Below are 16,541 nucleotides of genomic sequence, written 5' to 3'. Positions count from 1 at the left end.
GTAGTTCAACTATGTTATCAGCATAACGAGAAGTGAAAATAAATCTATTTGTGAAATGATGTACTTAAACAAACGGGAGCGAGTGTTCAATAAGAGCAGTCGCTTCTTGTGCTAACGGAGCAGTTTAGTTCAATAAGCCAGTAAAAAAAGTATCTAAGAATAACTAATATAACATGTGTAACATTAGGGTAAATCTACACGTATTTAACTTTAAAGGGTGGGAAGGTTTATGAAAAAATGTCTGTTTATACTACTAGTTCTTATTAGTTTTACCATAATGGTTTGTTCAAAAGAGGAACTATCAGGTAAGAATCCTCCGGAAGTCAATTTAAATATTGGAAATGAAAATTACGAAACAAAGCTAGGCACTTATTGTTGGAAAGATAAATGTGTTGATACTGTTGGAGGACCTGTTGAACTTTTGAAGGGAAAAGTACCGATAAAAGTGAACCCAGGAGAGAAAATATCTTTGTTAATGGAATATGAACCAAAACCAAATGAATCTCATCTTATGCAGGTTAGTGAAAGTAATGAAAATGAAGTCTTGATGGAAGAAAATAGCTTTTCTGCACCTTCTCAAAAAGGAGTTTATTATTATTCTTATGGTGGATGATAAGGAAGAAATCTTATCTCATGGAGATGCTTTTTATGCATTTGTTCTAGAAGTAAAGTAATTATTTTTCACTCCCATGAAAGAACGCATTTTCTTACATAATCTGTGGTGCAGTGCTTGCGCTGCATAGGTGGCTAACGGGGGCGTTAATGCAATAAGTGAACCATAAAACCCGCTTACAAATGCAACATAAAGGGTATTATGTTGCATTTGTAACGCCCCGGATACTAAAGATCTGGGGCGTTTTTGGGCTGCTCATACTCTATCTTGTGTCAATTTATATTTGGGTGGAAGCTACGCTACATCAACGTTTATCGGTTACTTACGCACAGTTATGAGAAGGCTGTTGTTCAAGAAGAATAAAGTTAATAAAAAAGTACGTCTATTACGTCTGTTCGGTTATAATCAAAATAAAAGAACAGACGTTTTTTAGAGGGTTTTCAAGGAGGGAACGAATATGAACAAAAAAGTGAGAGCGGTGATGTCTCTTTTGATCGCATTTTCTATCGGGATGGTCCTACATGGAAATGCAGGACAAGCCGCTCAGAAAAACGAGTTGTATGTGTCTCCGGTTGGGAATGACAAAAATGCGGGAAGCAAGAAAAAGCCTTTAAAAACCATACAACAAGCGGTCGATTTGGCGGAACCTGGTACAACTGTTTACGTAAGAAAAGGTATCTACAAAGAACAAGTGGTCATACGGAAATCTGGCCTAAAAGATTCCCCGATCATCATTAAGGCTTATCCAAAGGAAAAAGCGACCATCGATGGAAGCGGCCTTAAGGTGTCATGGGACTATCAAGGCTTAGTGTCAATACATGACGTAAGCTATGTCAACATCGAAGGATTTGAAATCAAAAATCACAAAACAAAACACGAAGATTTAGTGCCAATCGGCATCTCAGTCAGCGGGAGCGGAGAAGGAATCCGTATTTTGCGGAACCATGTTCACCATATCGAAACGCATCATAAAAATGGGAACGCTCATGGGATTGCTGTATATGGAACAGAAGCGCCTGAAGCGATTGAAGATATTTTCATTTCGGGCAACAAACTAGAAGACATGAGGCTGGGCGCGAGTGAAACGCTCGTGTTAAACGGGAATGTATCGAACTTCAAGGTTACAGACAATATCTTAAGACGAAACGATAATATAGGAATCGATATCATCGGATTTGAAGGCGTATCCCCTGTTGAAGCGTTTGATCAGGCAAGAAACGGAACCATCAGCAACAACACGGTCTATCAAATATCCAGTTACGGAAATCCAGCCTACGGAAACCATTATTCGGCTGGCGGGATCTATGTCGATGGTGGAAAAGAGATTATTATCGAAAATAATAGGGTTTATAAAAACGATATAGGAATAGAAGCAGCTAGCGAACATGCGGGCAAATTCACAAGTTCTATAACCATACGAAAAAATACGATTTATGAAAATAGGAGTGCAGGTATTGCAATAGGAGGCTATGACAGTGAAAGAGGAAGCACCATAAACAGCATCATTACCGACAACATCCTGTATAAAAATGATACAAAATATCAGGATGGCGGACAGTTGCTCCTCCAATACAATACCAAACAAAATAGAATTGAAAACAACACCATGGTCGCTGGAAATTCCCGCCTCCTTATCAGCAGCCCTTTCAAGCAAAACGAAGAAAACAAAATAGACAACAATGTCTATTACCTAGATAAGGGAGCGGAAGAGACGCGCTGGATATGGGAAGCAGAAGAAATCACCGGATTCTCTGCCTATAAAAAGAAAAGCCTCCAAGATGGAAACAGTGTTTTTAAGAAACCTAAGTTCGTGAATGAAAGCAAAAGCGACTTCCGATTGGACACCAAAACGCGATAATTTCCTTGTCAATCATGCGATGGGTTTACAAAGTAGACAGAAAACCATCATAGGTATGATTTCTATGATTATTTTTTGGGGCAGTGGCTTATGAACAACAACTTGACAGAGGCAAAATTTTAGTAATATCCAAAGATGAAAAGACGGTTATTTAAGATACTGAACGTAACATAAATGCTATTTTGTTACGTTTAAATTAAAAACACCCTGGCTTTCTTAAAAGGCTAGGGTGTAACTTTTTGCTGTCCTAACTACCAACAGAGTTTATAAAAAATGAATTATCGTTTTTCTTTTTGTTTTAGGTTCTTTTCAACGAAGATCCATCCGTAATAAGAGACCCAAAACAGGACAAGCACATAAGAACCAATATCTGTTCTTTCAGGATAATTAATAAGAATATATAACAATACTAATAAAAATGGCGGCAGTAGAATCCAATACTTTTTTCTATGCAAGAAATCACCTTCTCTATTAAAGAATTCGAAACATGTTTTCACATTTTTTTATTGTAAACCATATTTTGTATAAATTCTTTATTTTATGATGATTGATTTTATAATATCCAATACAACATAAATGTAATTTTGTTGCATTTGCGGATACATAAAAAAACAGGCGCCATCCATTGATAAACAAGGGATGGCGCCTGTTTTCGCTTGGCTTCCGTTCTTTCAATACAACATGTTGGATATAAAAGTTTGTGAAATAATGTACTTAAAGTAACGGGTGCGTTAGCTGAAGATCGGAGCTGTCTTTAAAGCAGCTTTTTCTTATGGGACTAACGAAGCAGTGTAGTTGAGTAACATATAAGATGAAAAGGATTTAAATGAAGTGATGTAGAATTACATATTTTTAAACGATTCATTTAATTAGCCACAAAAATCAAGGGGTTTTTAGGAGGAGTAGTAGATGGATATGAAATATCCAATTGGCAATTTCCAATTTGATGGTGAAATTACTAACAGTGTTACAAGGGGTTGGATAAATGAGATTGAAGATTTACCAAGGTTATTACGAGATGCTGTAAAAGAATTAGATAATGAACAGCTTGATACAGCTTATCGTTCAGGAGGGTGGACTGTTCGACAAGTAGTACATCACCTGGCGGACAGTCATATGAATGCCTACATTCGATTTAAATTGGCTCTTACAGAAGAAAAACCTGTAATTAAGCCATATAATGAAACGAAATGGGCGGAACTATCTGATTATGAGTTGCCAATTGATATTTCACTTTTACTTCTCGAAGCACTACACAAACGCTGGACCAAACTTTTACGTAGTATAAGTCCTGCTGATATGGAAAAGACATTTATTCACCCAGATTCAGGTGAAGTTTCAGTAGGTAAAAATATAGGAATCTACGCTTGGCATGGGAGACATCATCTTGCACATATTACTTCTTTGTGTAACCGTAAGGGGAGGTAAGATGACTTTGTGAACAATCACACTTAAAGTAACGGGTGCATTAGTAAAACAAGCAAAAGGTAAAATGATTGAACTTTTTTATTAAAAGAATCACTGAATTTAAATAGTAAGAGCCTATTTTGATCAATCCTTTTTCAAAAAATAGGTTCTTACTATTTGCCTTTACATCTATAGTTCCTTGCTGAATTGAAAGTTCAAGCAACTAGGATGTAGAATAATTACCTAAAATTATAGAAATAGCGTTACTGCTGATGCTATTTCTATAATTTTATAAAAGGTGTTTTCATCAAATCACGCTCTTTTTTTTGTTCGAGGTAAATATAAGTACCAATTGCAAGACGATTTAGATTAGAATTAATGAAACAACTACTTAGATGGTGACTGACACCAATGGAAAGGAGACCCGCTATGCCCTCTTTTGTGGATAGCCCAAATGGTATTTTCCCTTCAGTTTGTTCACTAGACTGCCCGGATCAATGCGGGCTGCTCCTTCATAAAAAGAACGGAAAAATTATTAAGATCGAGGGTGATCCAAATCATCCGGTCACTAAGGGTTTTATTTGCAACAAAGTTCGAAATATGACTGAACGAATATATGATGAAAAACGGCTAAAACATCCAATGAAACGCATGGGGACGAAAGGAGAAGGGAAGTTTGTCCAAATAAGCTGGGAGGAAGCGATTGAAACGATTACCACTCGCTGGAAGGAACTGCTGCAAAGCGAGGGTGCCGAAAGTATTCTGCCCTACAGCTTTTATGGAAACATGGGACTCCTAAGTGCTGAAGGCATGGACCGCCGCTTCTTCAATCGTTTGGGATCCTCCCAGCTTGACAGGAGTATTTGTAACGCAGCTGGTGCCGTTGGTTATAAATATACAATGGGCGCTAGTTTTGGAACCGATCCTGAGGATACAATTCACACAAAGCTGTTTATTTTTTGGGGGATTAATGCGGTAAGTACTAACATGCATCAGGCAGCCCTTGCCCAACAAGCCCGAAAACAAAATGGCGCTAAAATCATTGTGATTGATGTCCATAAAAATCAAACTGCTAGATTAGCAGACTGGTTTATTCCTATTTTACCGGGGACTGATACTGCTCTGGCTTTAGGACTGATGCATATTTTATTTGCTGAGAACATGGCGGATTCCTCATTTCTGGAGCAATATACAGTCGGTCATGAGGAGCTGCGTGAACATGTTGTGCAGTATGATCCAGTTACCGTATCAGGCATTACCGGCGTACCGGTGGAGGATATTCTTCAGCTTGCAAGAATGTATGGTAAAACCTCCCCTGCCTTTATTCGGATTGGCAATGGTCCTCAGCACCACGACAATGGCGGTATGTTCGTGAGAACGATTTCCTGCCTCCCAGCTTTAACAGGGCAGTGGTTAGTAAAAGGAGGAGGGGCGATCAAAGGAAATTCTGCTTACCTGGCACACAATACTGTTAATTTGCAGCGGCCTGATTTGTTAAAAAATAAAAAAACGCGGTTGATTAATATGAACCTGCTGGGAGATGCATTGCTAACCTTAGACCCTCCAGTAAAATCGCTCTATGTATATGGAAGTAATCCAGCCGTTGTTGCGCCAGCTGTTAATAAGGTTCGAAGAGGATTGAAAAGGGAGGACCTATTTACAGTTGTCCATGATTTATTTTTAACAGAAACGGCAAACTATGCAGACATTGTTTTACCGGCAACATCTTCCTTTGAAAACACGGATTTTTATACGTCTTATTGGCATCATTATATTCAGCTTCAACAGCCTGTAATTGAACCATTCGGGGAAGCAAAGTCAAACGTTGAGGTGTTCCGGCTGCTGGCTAAAGGAATGGGCTTCACTGAAACGGCTTTTGATGAGACAGAAGCACAATTAATAGACCACTCACTGGCTAATCCTATGAATCCTTATATGAAAGAAATAAACTACGAATCCTTAACCAAACATCATTATCTTAAGGCAAATGCGAAATTCCCTTTCAGGCTTCCAACACCGAGCGGAAAAATCGAACTATATTCAGAAAAGATGAACCAGGACGGATATCCTCCATTACCGACTTATGTACCTTTAATAAATGACTCTAATCACCCGTTTCAATTTATAGCGGGACCAAACCATAGCTTTATGAATTCAACTTTTGCGAACCAGTCAAAACATGTTGAGTTTGAAAAAGAGCCTGTAGTGTTTTTAAATCGTTATGATGCCGAAAAATTAGAAATAAAAAATGGAGAGCAGGTCCGGGTTTGGAACGAAAGAGGGGAATGTATACTTAAAGCGAGCGTTGGTGACAGCGTCCTTCCTGGTGTGGCAGTTACTCAAGGCCTTTGGGGGGAAGTAAAAGGAACAAAACATCTGGTCAACTCACTTACTCCTGACCGTATCGCAGACATGGGAGGGGGTGCAACGTTTTTTTCAGGGAGAGTTACTGTTGAAAAGTTGACTGGTTGCTGACATCCAAAAAATATTACGTGTTCCGTTGCCTATTGCAACATTTATATAATAAACATGACGACGATAATGAAAGCTGCGTTGAATGTAGCAGATAGCGCATGAATAAACACGACTAGACCGTTTACTTTTTTTAAAGTGGCGGTTTTTTTGATCCCAGTTTTCCCTTCAGAAAATAAAAATTACATATACTAAACAAACGTTAAATAAGTTTTCTTTATTAAACTAAAGGGGAAATGTTAAAAATCTAATTTGATAAAAATTTTAGATTTTTTTCTACAATTACGCTAATACTTTTATCTGGTGTGCTGTTGTTTTATTTTGAAAATTTAATTTACCTATTTTTAATTGCAGTAATCGTTTTTATCGTATTGGATTATATGGTAAGAGCATTTTTCGAGTGGAAATATTCACAATATCCAAAACAATCTATTTTAACATTAACTGAAATGTTTTTAATTCTAATCGTTATTGAATTAAAATTACTTGCTTCTTATTAAACGAACGATTGTGTAACGAATATCCTGTTGTCATTTTCTAGGCGGCTTTTTTATTTGAGTAATGGGCAGGTTAATTAGAGAGAGGGGAATATGGTAATTATATTAAAATATTATATATACAAAGCTCAATTATACGTGATTAGGCAGAATAGAGGTTAAGATGGAACAAAATTTTGAAATTCGGTAACAGAGTTGGTCTTTAAAAATTTGAATTATATTATTATTGCAGAATAGTAGAATCGTCTCCTATTATATGGTATCTTATTAAAGTAGAAAAAATACAAATACATAAGGGGGATTCTACAAAGAATGAAGAAACTGAGCTACATTATACTTTTAGCAATTTCAATGATTGCAATTTCCGCTTGTTCATCTGACAACGAAGCAAGCACGGCTTCCGGTGAAAAACAGGAGTCACAACAAACAACAGAAGAAAAATCACTTGAAGTAGATAAGGGGCTTCTTAATGTGGAAGTAACGCTGCCAGTTTCTATGTTCGAGGGAGAAGACATAGACCAAGTCATCGCCGATGCAAAAGCAGACGGAGTAGAAGAAGTGACAAAAAATGAAGATGGTTCCCTGACTTACAGAATGTCTAAATCCAAACATAAAGAAATGATGCAGGAAATTGAAAAGAGTATCAAAGAGTCGCTTGAAGATATGAAAACAAGCGGTGATTTCGCTTCAATCAAAGATATCACTCACAATGATTCTTTTTCTGAGTTTACTTTGACTGTTGACAAAGCTGAATATGAAAATAGTATGGATGCTTTCGGAGTTTTTGGACTTGGAATATCCGGAATGATTTATCAACTTTATAACGGTGGAGACAATGAAAATACAAAAGTAATAATCTCCGTTGAGGACCAAGCTACGCAAGAAGTATTTGACACAATTGTATACCCGGATGATATGGAAAATACTGAAAACTAATGATAAGGATGGTTTAGGATGAACAGTGCGATTAAAAACATTATGAGCCTTTTACTGATGGCTTTATTGGTTACTTCAATTTTGGCCGCTTGTGGTCAAGATACAAAGGATGTAACTGTTTCAGCGGATGAAGAAAATCAGGAAACGACTCAAGAACAAGATACAACTACAGAAGAAGAGACTGAATCTAAGCTAGGTTCTAGATCCAATCCAGTGCCTTTTCAGCAGACTGCCACAGTTGAAGACGAATTGTACAATGACAATGGTGATGCATTCAAGATTAAATTCGACTTAACTGTTACAGAAGTAGCTCGTGGAGATGCCGCCTACCAGCAATTGGTGGCTATGAATGAATTCAATGAACCTGCTCCTGAAGGTTATGAATGGGTACTGACAAAAGCTAAAGTTAAGTTTCTAGAATCAGAAACTGAAGATCTATCTCTTTTTATCGATGGAATTATGAATTTCAATATGGTAAGTGAAAGCGGAGATATCTACAGCGGTGATAGTGTTGGGACTACAGAACCTTCCTTTAGCTTTGAAATGTATGTCGGTAACGAAAAAGAAGGTTATATGGCTCATCTAGTGAAACCAGGTGAAGAGGCTCAGCTTCGTTATGAAGAAATGATAGGCGGTCAAGTTTTCTTCAATCTTCAATAATCGAGTAAGATAAATAATGATTTAATGAGAAAAGCCCGTTGATATTATTCCCTTTCAAGTAGACAGTGAAAAAAAGCCCAATGGTTTATTGGGCGGTGCACTGATACTTGGAGGGGACTTTTTTATTTATTCTAGGTAAGTGTCTCTTGATTCTTCGACGGATTTATTTATATGAGTGAAATGGGTTATGAATATGCGATTATTGGAGGAGCTGGACCAATAGAATTTTATGAAAAAGGGTGTAATGCGGTTGTAACCTCTTCAGTATAATTTATGTTCTTTTTTACGATCGGTCAGAAGGGCTATATATGATTTTATATAAATGACTTTAATTTTAAATGCGCTTTGAAGGAAAATAAAGTATAATTGTGGAATAATTACTAATATAATTCTGTTCTTTCCTAAAGTATAGATGTCTGTACGGAACCGTCATAAATTAATGAACATAATTTAATTATCGTGGTTATGTTGCAGGATTTAGATTGAGAAAAGAATAAGAAAGGTGCGAGGATGAATATATTAAAGGATTTTTTGCTCCAGCTGACGCTTATAGTAATACCCATATTTATTTACTTTACATTTATTACGGAAAGGGTAAAGAGTGATAAAAATAAAAACGTTATTATGTCCATTTTGTGGGGAATATCCATATTATTATGCATGTCCTTTCCAGTGAGTTATGGTGAAAATGCTCGATTGGATTTAAGATTTATTCCTCTGTTATTTGGTACCTTATACCTGGGATATTTTCCAGGAGTCTTCCTTTCAGCCCTGATCATATTTTTTCGCCTTTATTTTGGAATCAGCTTAGGATTTTATAATACTGTTTTTGTATTATTATTATCCCTGCCAGTAATATTTTATTTTCAAAAATCGTTTGCAAGATCGAAAAAAGATAAAAGGGTTAAAATTGCGGTGGGTCTATCCTTTTACTACTGTCTTCTTGGTCTTACTTTTTTTGGTGTTCTAAATGGTTTTTCATTCGATCATATGAGCGTACAGATTATTCATCTTATCTTTGTAGTAGTAGTTACGTGGCTCTTCATTATATTAAGTGAAATGATTAGGGAGATTCAGGTGCTGCGTATAGAGGTCCAAAATTCGGAGAAATTCCGAGTTGTAAGTGAGTTAACCAGTGTTTTCGCTCATGAAATTAGAAATCCAATGCAAGTTACTCGCGGCTTTTTGCAACTTCTAAATGATCCTGATTTGCCTAGTAAGAAGAAGGAATATATCCAAATATCCATTGAGGAACTAGATCGTGCAAATGAAATTATTGATGATTTTTTATTGTTCAGCAAACCCGATATAAATAACAACAAAAAAGTCAACGTAGGTTATCAGTTGGAGCGTGTAATAAATATCATTCAAAGTTACAGCTTAAACCATAATGTTGAGATTAAGACTGATATTCTTTATAACTGTTGGATATATGCTAATCCTCAAAAGTTAAATCAGTCTTTGATTAATATTTTGAAAAATGCGGTAGAGTCTATGCCGGATGGTGGAATTGTTTGGATTACCTGTACTACAGCGGATGATGGATATATAAAGATTAACATTAAGGACCAAGGAATTGGTATGACAAACAAGCAAATTGATCGGCTTGGGACTCCGTTTTATTCCTTAAAGGAAAAGGGAACAGGACTAGGAATGATGATAAGTTTTCAAATCATCCGTTCATTCAAAGGTAAAATAATAGTGAACAGTGAAAAAGGTACGGGAACAGAATTTATTATTTTTTTACCCCAAGAATCCCAAACTGAGAGAACTGCAATCTAGCAAAAAAGGAATCGTCTTTTATATTTTTGAATTTGCTTAGCATACAAAATTTCCGGAATGTTGGCTTTACCTACCCCTAAAATGATTTTCGCAGTTTATAAGCTCACTATAAACCATTTTGAAAAAACACCCTCACTCCTGAAGAAAGCGTTTCTAAATCCGTGAAATTATGAATTTTAGATTAAATAAAGACATTGATTTTATGAGGGACCATTACATAAGTTAATAAAAATGACAAATTGGCAGGTTCATAGTTTTTGAAAAATGATACGTAAACGAACGTGCGTTTCTTATATCTCTATACCGTGGACTTTGGAGAACGATTTTCTAATAAAGGGCGCTCTTATTTAATAAGACGTCTTTTTATATTGGACCAGATTGAAGAATAACTCCTTGTGAAAATGATAAGAATTCGAAATAATTGTAATCAAATTTAAGGGCAGTTTATTTTATAAGGAGTGAAATGAAAGATTGCAGGTTTTAAATAGATGACATATCTGTCATATAGACGAAATTAGAAATATTCGTGATGATGCTAGTTAACAAAAGGTTCATACTAATTATCCAACATTATTATCAAAAAAGGGCCTAATACGATCAAATATACCTTTACAAAAACTATTGTGAATCAGTTTAGTGAAATAAAGATAAATAAAAAAGAGCTGTATATTCAGCTCTTTTCAGCTTGAAGACAAAGTCTTTAATAGGCTAGTCTACAAGTTTTTTTTATAATTTTAGGGAATTTGGTTTGTCGGCATTCAGAAAGGTACCTTATCAATTGAAGGATCTTTCATCATCTAACCTACTTTGATGCTGGCGCTAAAGAGGCTTCTGGAGAAGTTACTTTATCATAGAAATCGACAAATTTATCACGATCGGCACTATCACGATAAGCCATAGCGACACGTGGATGTTCATTAAGTGTACCAGAGATCATGTAAGGAATGATATAGCCCCATTCCCAGTTTTGACGCATTTCTAACATATGTTTTTCTATTACACCAAGAACTGGCTTGATCTCATAGCTTGGTTTTTGTATATGGGTAACAAGAAGCTCTGTGTTACAGTTACCGGCCGCACGTCCCATTCCATATACAGACGAATCAAGGAAGGTTACTCCATTTCGATAAGCAGCTAATGTGTTGGCGAATGCTAATTGCATGTTGTTATGTGTATGAATTCCAAGCTGTTTGTTAGGAAGCATTGATTGGAATTTTTTCACTTGATGCACAACATCAGCAGGATCTAAGCTGCCAAAAGAATCAACGATATAAACAACATCCACAGGACTTTCTTTCACCATTTCAAACGCTTCAATAAGCTGATGTTCAGGTACACTCGATAAAGCCATAATGTTGAGTGAAGTCTCATAGCCCAAATCATGAAACAGTTTTACAAGCTCTAACCCTTTATCCACTTCACGAATATAGCATGCCACTCGAATCATATCTAAAAGACTATCCTCACGCGGAAGGATGTCACTAGGATCTACACGTCCAATATCTACTAGAGCAGATAGCTTCGTGAACTTTTTCTCGGGAATAATTTCTTTTAGGAAGTGATCGTCAAGAAATCTCCATGGGTTGGGCTCCTTTGCGTTAAGAAGCTTAGCGGAATTTTTGTAGCCGATTTCCATGTATTCAACACCGGCTGCACTTAGGCCATTATACAAGTCCTGAACAAATTCGATGCTGAAATCCCAATTGTTAACTAAACCTCCATCACGAATGGTACAGTCTATAATTTTGCTGTGATGTTCCATAGTAGTAACGTCCCCCTGTTTACTCTGCTTATTAGCAATTTTATTTGTTAGCTTTTATGCTTTATATCATGACTCATTCAAAGGTGTCAAACTTATTTTTTAAAAATATGATAAAACCCCCTAAATTTCAACTTATTTTTTACAACTAAAGGAAACGCAAATTTGCGTCCTCTATAGGCACGAGTTAAGAAGGGAGATATGCATTAATTGGATACTATTATGAACTTGATTAATACAAGAAAACCTGGCGTTACGGATTTAGATATAGACTCTGATAAACTTGCCTGTTGATTTCCGCTGCAGGCGCTCGCTTTCCGCGGGCGGTCCGACGCTCCTCGGCGCTATGCGCCTGCGGGGTATCCCTCGGACTCGCATTACCCCCAGGAGTCTCGCTCCTTCCGCTCCAATCAACAATTATCTTTACATAGCCTAGAGATAAAATCTACAGAAGAGCAATTAGGTGCAGTTTTCCGGAACAATACAAGGAACCCTTTACACGATCTAACAATACTCAGATTGGTGAATGGACTCTAAAGATCCTAAAAACATAAAGAAGACTAGGAATGAATGATATTGTCCGATACAACCGTAATGTATCAGATGAAGGAATGCTCCACACCTTAATATCTGTTGGTGAAGATGGTAAAGGAGACAGACTATGCTTTCAAATGGTTGATAATATGATGGTAAGTAAAATTTATATTTGTTATCACGAAACTGAGAAGTAGAGAAATTATCCTCTAGCCTAAAGACGTTTTTATGCTGAAATTCGGAAATTGAAGATGAATAAATAATCACGTATTATTCTTGTCATCTAACGGGGAATATTGTTTTATGTTCATTTCTCACAAAATCTATATTTTAATAATAGGGAATAGTTGAAATTTTTATCTATAAATAATGATATTAGACTATGATATAGTTATAATTGAGACAGAATAGTTGTATTCCTAGGTCATGATTGGCTTTTGGACACCTAAGCAGGAGCACTTACATCTTTTTTACAAATATAGGGGATAAGGATGGTTTTAATGAGCAACGCACAGAAAAAAACAGACGTTATCTTAATTGGTGGCGGAGTCATGAGCGCGACTTTGGGATCATTACTGAAAGAGTTAGCACCAGAATGGGAAATCAAAGTGTTTGAGAAGCTTGCAAAACCAGGAGAAGAAAGCTCTAACGAATGGAATAATGCGGGTACGGGACATTCTGCACTGTGCGAGCTTAACTATACATCCGAAAAATCTGACGGATCTATAGATATTAGCAAAGCTATTAAAATTAATGAACAGTTCCAAGTTTCAATGCAGTTTTGGTCTTATCTTGTAAACAACAAGCTGATTAATAATCCGCAAGACTTTATCATGCCATTACCTCACATAAGTATGGTACAAGGGGAAAAAAATGTAGTTTTTTTAAGGAAACGTTTTGAAGCGCTTTTAAACAATCCTCTGTTTAAAGGTATGGAATTTTCCGATAACCCAGAAAAACTGATGGAATGGATTCCGCTTATTATGCAAGAACGTCCAGCGAATGAACCTATTGCGGCAACAAAAATCGATACTGGTACGGATGTTAACTTTGGTGCTTTAACACGTATGTTGTTTAAGCACTTAAAGAATAAAAATGTCGATATCAACTACAAACATAGTGTTGATAAGATTAATCGTACTAGCGATGGCTCATGGGAATTAAAAGTGTGTAATGTCGATAATGGTAACATAGAACGCCATACTGCTAAATTCGTCTTTATCGGAGGCGGGGGCGGAAGCCTGCATTTACTACAAAAATCTGGTATTCCTGAAGGGAAGCATATTGGTGGATTCCCAGTAAGTGGAATATTTATGGTATGTAATAATCCGGAAGTAGTAGCGCAGCATCATGCAAAAGTATACGGCAAAGCTAAGGTTGGAGCTCCTCCAATGTCTGTACCGCATCTTGACACAAGATATATTGACAATAAAAAATTGTTACTATTTGGACCGTTTGCCGGCTTCTCACCAAAGTTCTTAAAAACAGGTTCAATATTCGATTTAGTCACTTCTGTAAAACCGAATAATACCTTAACAATGTTGGCGGCAGGCGCAAAAGAGATGTCATTGACAAAATACCTGATCCAGCAAGTTATGTTATCGAAAGAACAGCGCATGGAAGAGTTGCGGGAGTTTATCCCGAACGCTAAAAGCGAGGATTGGGATTTAGTAAAAGCTGGCCAACGTGTACAAGTTATCAAAGATACTGCAGAAGGCGGCAAAGGAACGCTTCAATTTGGCACCGAAGTTATTACTGCGGCTGATGGCTCGATTGCAGCATTACTAGGTGCTTCTCCAGGTGCTTCTACTGCTGTTCATGTTATGCTTGAGATAATCAATAAATGCTTCCCGCAACATTTAAATGAGTGGGAACCAAAGATCAAAGAAATGATTCCTTCTTACGGCGTGTCACTAATGGAAAATCAAGAGCTTTTGCACGAAATTCATACTTCGACAGCAGAGACGCTTGGACTCAGCGAAAAAGAGCTAGTCTATGGTTAGTTCACTGGATATAGTAACAAAGGCATTTAATGGGGATTTTAAGCGATATTTTACATCAATGGACAATCGTTTCTACGATGAATAGAGTGAATAGGCAATCATTGAAAAAACGAATGAATGGCTTTTGTTATCTAGGCTCAGTTAATCAAAAAAAAATAAAGGACCCGTTGGTGGTCCTTTTTTGTATTTAACTAATGAATTAAGGATGCTCTCAAATTATTAACACCCTTCTCTACGTAACCTTTTAAACAAGTTAATGTATAAACCCAACCTTTTTGTGTCCTAACATTTTGTTTACTATTTCGGGGTCATCTTCTTTCCAACCTGATTCGTTTACTTCAATATTTGTACTTGTATGATCCAACTCTTTTAGTGTAATGGTAACAACCGTTTCTTGATCATATTCCCCTCCCCAGGAAAACACGATTTTCTTATCTTTCTCGACGGCTACTACATTTATAACCGCGTCTACATCGTATTCGTCATATCTCAATGTGACGGTCTTGCCTTGTTCCCATCTTTCAGAACTCGTATAGAACCTAAAATGACCTATTTTTATAGGATCTACAATGGTTTCAAACACCTCATTGGCTGGCTTTAGTATTTTAAATTTCGTAGTTATTTGAGTATTCATACGAAATCTTCATTCTTTCATTATATTTGATATTTTTTCCATATTATAGAATAATCGTTCGTCTTAATCAACTATCAACAGAAGTTATTTAACATACCTTTTATCCTGAATTTTTGAGGGAATTTTCTAATAGTTAATTTCATATGTTAAAACAATGATAATCTTATATAAGAAAAGGATGTAATCCTGTAATAAGAGTTACGCTCATTTTTCATTTGAGAACAAAGAAGGATTAGCTGTAATAGTTGAACTTTTATTTACTGGGTTAAAGGGCAGCTTAGTTGAAAAAAGGGCATAAAAAAGAATGACATAGTTTTTATCTAATTTAAAAACTAAGGACTCTTAATTTATAAAAAAAATGACATCAATGTAGTTTTTTTTTCATACTATATTTTTGGGGTGAAAAAAATGCCGCGAGTAAATTACCGAAGTTCAGACGTTGCCTTAATGGCAAGGATGATGAGAGCGGAAGCCGAAGGTGATGGACAACTAGGGATGTTATTTGTTGGAAATGTAATTGTGAATCGTGCTAAAGCAGATTGTTTAGACTTTAAAGATGTAAGAACAATTTCAGAAGTCATTTTTCAAGTACAAGGAGGAAATTATTCTTTTGAAGCTGTTCAAAAAGGTAATCTATTTTATAACAGAGCGAGATCTACTGAAAAAAGATTAGCGGAAAAAAATTTGAAGTATTGGAGACAACACCCAGCAAAATATGCTCTTTGGTATTTTAATCCATATGCACCATGCCCTCCAACATGGTGGGGTCAACCTTTTTCTGGTCAATTTAAAAATCATTGTTATTATGAACCAGAAGCTGGAACATGTGACAGTGTTTATATGTGAGGTTAAGCTTACTCTTTTATCAATCGTTAATTTGGTATATTTTTTAAAAAAAGGGAACTTCCTGGTTGGCAGGTGTTCCTTTTTTATATAGGTCGAACATGTAGTAACAGTATTTATTCAAGAAAGCGAAATTGTGAGATATTATCTTTTTTTAGATTTATTTATGGTATTAATCAATGTTTCCTAAATATAATTATTTTTCAAGAAAATTCTTTCTTATACTTTGGGACACTTGGTATGATTATTTATCTTCTTGAGAAAACAGGGATAAATGAGAAGAGAGGTGATTTTACATTTGGAATAGCACTTATAATTGCGGGACTTCTTATTGATTATTTTACTGCTGTATATATTAGTGAAACAAATACGAGAGCAAAATAATTAAATTTTTTTAAAAAAATGAAATTAATTTAAGAGTTAAGTAGACTGTTTATATCAATCTTTATTTATAACAATCTTTTTTATTTATTGATCAAGTCAGGAAGGAATATATTGATAGAATTTTATTCTAGAGCTAAATAAAGCATATAATGGCTGAGC

General features: G+C 36.0%; 15 protein-coding genes and 2 pseudogenes. 13 read left to right on the top strand and 4 right to left on the bottom strand.

Features of this window, described 5'->3' with window-relative positions; translation table 11 throughout:
• Window positions 1–229 precede the first annotated feature (229 nt).
• Complete coding sequence (locus KP78_RS18375; RefSeq protein WP_235420989.1) at window positions 230–613, top strand: hypothetical protein; 384 nt, start codon at window positions 230–232, stop codon at window positions 611–613.
• A 33-nt stretch (window positions 614–646) separates the two neighbouring features.
• On the opposite strand, the gene KP78_RS20360 is transcribed toward KP78_RS18375, so the two are convergent.
• Window positions 647–823, bottom strand: coding sequence for a hypothetical protein (locus KP78_RS20360; RefSeq protein WP_162835608.1), 177 nt, complete (start codon window positions 821–823; stop codon window positions 647–649).
• Window positions 824–1,070: 247 nt separating this feature from the next.
• Between KP78_RS20360 and KP78_RS18370 the strand changes: the two genes are divergently transcribed.
• Window positions 1,071–2,471 carry a right-handed parallel beta-helix repeat-containing protein gene (locus tag KP78_RS18370; protein WP_041091137.1) on the top strand — a complete coding sequence of 467 codons (1,401 nt, stop codon included), beginning with the start codon at window positions 1,071–1,073 and terminating at the stop codon, window positions 2,469–2,471.
• A 278-nt stretch (window positions 2,472–2,749) separates the two neighbouring features.
• On the opposite strand, the gene KP78_RS20215 is transcribed toward KP78_RS18370, so the two are convergent.
• Window positions 2,750–2,926, bottom strand: a complete 177-nt coding sequence (locus tag KP78_RS20215) for a hypothetical protein (RefSeq protein ID WP_157841537.1) — start codon at window positions 2,924–2,926, stop codon at window positions 2,750–2,752.
• Window positions 2,927–3,380: 454 nt separating this feature from the next.
• Here KP78_RS20215 and KP78_RS18360 point away from each other — a divergent pair, with 454 nt between their 5' ends.
• The 7 genes and pseudogenes from KP78_RS18360 (at window position 3,381) to KP78_RS18335 (ending at window position 10,225) form a co-directional block, all read left to right on the top strand.
• Window positions 3,381–3,899 (top strand): YfiT family bacillithiol transferase, encoded by a 519-nt coding sequence (locus KP78_RS18360; RefSeq protein ID WP_041091133.1) that lies wholly within the window; start codon window positions 3,381–3,383, stop codon window positions 3,897–3,899.
• 408 nt (window positions 3,900–4,307) lie between these two features.
• Window positions 4,308–6,353, top strand: coding sequence for a molybdopterin-containing oxidoreductase family protein (locus KP78_RS18355; protein WP_041091131.1), 2,046 nt, complete (start codon window positions 4,308–4,310; stop codon window positions 6,351–6,353).
• 278 nt (window positions 6,354–6,631) lie between these two features.
• Window positions 6,632–6,850, top strand: a complete 219-nt coding sequence (locus KP78_RS18835; RefSeq protein ID WP_084220156.1) for a DUF4181 domain-containing protein — start codon at window positions 6,632–6,634, stop codon at window positions 6,848–6,850.
• A gap of 309 nt (window positions 6,851–7,159) precedes the next feature.
• Window positions 7,160–7,783, top strand: coding sequence for a hypothetical protein (locus KP78_RS18345; protein WP_041091130.1), 624 nt, complete (start codon window positions 7,160–7,162; stop codon window positions 7,781–7,783).
• 18 nt (window positions 7,784–7,801) lie between these two features.
• A complete protein-coding gene (locus KP78_RS18340) occupies window positions 7,802–8,443 on the top strand; it encodes a hypothetical protein (RefSeq protein WP_041091128.1) in 642 nt (213 codons plus the stop codon).
• 171 nt (window positions 8,444–8,614) lie between these two features.
• Window positions 8,615–8,713, top strand: a pseudogene (locus tag KP78_RS19675) (GNAT family N-acetyltransferase); the annotation flags it as partial.
• Window positions 8,714–8,953: 240 nt separating this feature from the next.
• Window positions 8,954–10,225, top strand: a complete 1,272-nt coding sequence (locus KP78_RS18335; RefSeq protein WP_041091127.1) for a sensor histidine kinase — start codon at window positions 8,954–8,956, stop codon at window positions 10,223–10,225.
• A gap of 802 nt (window positions 10,226–11,027) precedes the next feature.
• Here the strand turns inward: KP78_RS18335 and KP78_RS18330 are convergent.
• Window positions 11,028–11,987: an aldolase catalytic domain-containing protein gene (locus KP78_RS18330; RefSeq protein WP_041091124.1), complete on the bottom strand. Its 960-nt coding sequence runs from the start codon at window positions 11,985–11,987 to the stop codon at window positions 11,028–11,030.
• Between the two features lie 563 nt (window positions 11,988–12,550).
• On the opposite strand from KP78_RS18330, the gene KP78_RS20210 reads away from it, so the two are divergent.
• Together KP78_RS20210 and KP78_RS18320 are read left to right on the top strand one after the other, a co-directional pair.
• Window positions 12,551–12,715 carry a hypothetical protein gene (locus KP78_RS20210; RefSeq protein ID WP_157841536.1) on the top strand — a complete coding sequence of 55 codons (165 nt, stop codon included), beginning with the start codon at window positions 12,551–12,553 and terminating at the stop codon, window positions 12,713–12,715.
• Window positions 12,716–13,018: 303 nt separating this feature from the next.
• Entirely contained in the window at window positions 13,019–14,521 is a 1,503-nt protein-coding gene (locus KP78_RS18320) for a malate:quinone oxidoreductase (RefSeq protein ID WP_041091170.1), read from the top strand.
• Between the two features lie 191 nt (window positions 14,522–14,712).
• On the opposite strand, the pseudogene KP78_RS18315 reads toward KP78_RS18320, so the two are convergent.
• Window positions 14,713–15,155: pseudogene (locus tag KP78_RS18315) on the bottom strand (SRPBCC domain-containing protein).
• A 408-nt stretch (window positions 15,156–15,563) separates the two neighbouring features.
• Between KP78_RS18315 and KP78_RS18310 the strand changes: the two are divergent.
• Entirely contained in the window at window positions 15,564–16,001 is a 438-nt protein-coding gene (locus KP78_RS18310; protein WP_041091122.1) for a cell wall hydrolase, read from the top strand.
• A 237-nt stretch (window positions 16,002–16,238) separates the two neighbouring features.
• Window positions 16,239–16,382, top strand: coding sequence for a hypothetical protein (locus tag KP78_RS20865; protein ID WP_157841535.1), 144 nt, complete (start codon window positions 16,239–16,241; stop codon window positions 16,380–16,382).
• Window positions 16,383–16,541: the final 159 nt, after the last annotated feature.

The sequence above is a fragment of the Jeotgalibacillus soli genome (genome assembly GCF_000829435.1).
Classification (GTDB): Bacteria; Bacillota; Bacilli; order Bacillales; family Jeotgalibacillaceae; genus Jeotgalibacillus; species Jeotgalibacillus soli.
Note: the sequence above shows the minus strand (reverse complement) of the source record. Positions and strands in the feature narration are given on the sequence as shown.

What these genes read in the sequence shown, in the direction of transcription:
- KP78_RS18340 (WP_041091128.1), top strand. Translation starts at nt 7,802, where the DNA reads ATGAACAGTGCGATTAAAAACATTATGAGCCTTTTACTGATGGCTTTA.
- KP78_RS20360 (WP_162835608.1), bottom strand. Translation starts at nt 823, where the DNA reads ATGCAACATAATACCCTTTATGTTGCATTTGTAAGCGGGTTTTATGGT.
- KP78_RS18375 (WP_235420989.1), top strand. Translation starts at nt 230, where the DNA reads ATGAAAAAATGTCTGTTTATACTACTAGTTCTTATTAGTTTTACCATA.
- KP78_RS18370 (WP_041091137.1), top strand. Translation starts at nt 1,071, where the DNA reads ATGAACAAAAAAGTGAGAGCGGTGATGTCTCTTTTGATCGCATTTTCT.
- KP78_RS18335 (WP_041091127.1), top strand. Translation starts at nt 8,954, where the DNA reads ATGAATATATTAAAGGATTTTTTGCTCCAGCTGACGCTTATAGTAATA.
- KP78_RS20865 (WP_157841535.1), top strand. Translation starts at nt 16,239, where the DNA reads ATGATTATTTATCTTCTTGAGAAAACAGGGATAAATGAGAAGAGAGGT.
- KP78_RS18345 (WP_041091130.1), top strand. Translation starts at nt 7,160, where the DNA reads ATGAAGAAACTGAGCTACATTATACTTTTAGCAATTTCAATGATTGCA.
- KP78_RS18310 (WP_041091122.1), top strand. Translation starts at nt 15,564, where the DNA reads ATGCCGCGAGTAAATTACCGAAGTTCAGACGTTGCCTTAATGGCAAGG.
- KP78_RS18360 (WP_041091133.1), top strand. Translation starts at nt 3,381, where the DNA reads ATGGATATGAAATATCCAATTGGCAATTTCCAATTTGATGGTGAAATT.
- KP78_RS18330 (WP_041091124.1), bottom strand. Translation starts at nt 11,987, where the DNA reads ATGGAACATCACAGCAAAATTATAGACTGTACCATTCGTGATGGAGGT.
- KP78_RS18355 (WP_041091131.1), top strand. Translation starts at nt 4,308, where the DNA reads ATGCCCTCTTTTGTGGATAGCCCAAATGGTATTTTCCCTTCAGTTTGT.
- KP78_RS20210 (WP_157841536.1), top strand. Translation starts at nt 12,551, where the DNA reads ATGAATGATATTGTCCGATACAACCGTAATGTATCAGATGAAGGAATG.
- KP78_RS18320 (WP_041091170.1), top strand. Translation starts at nt 13,019, where the DNA reads ATGAGCAACGCACAGAAAAAAACAGACGTTATCTTAATTGGTGGCGGA.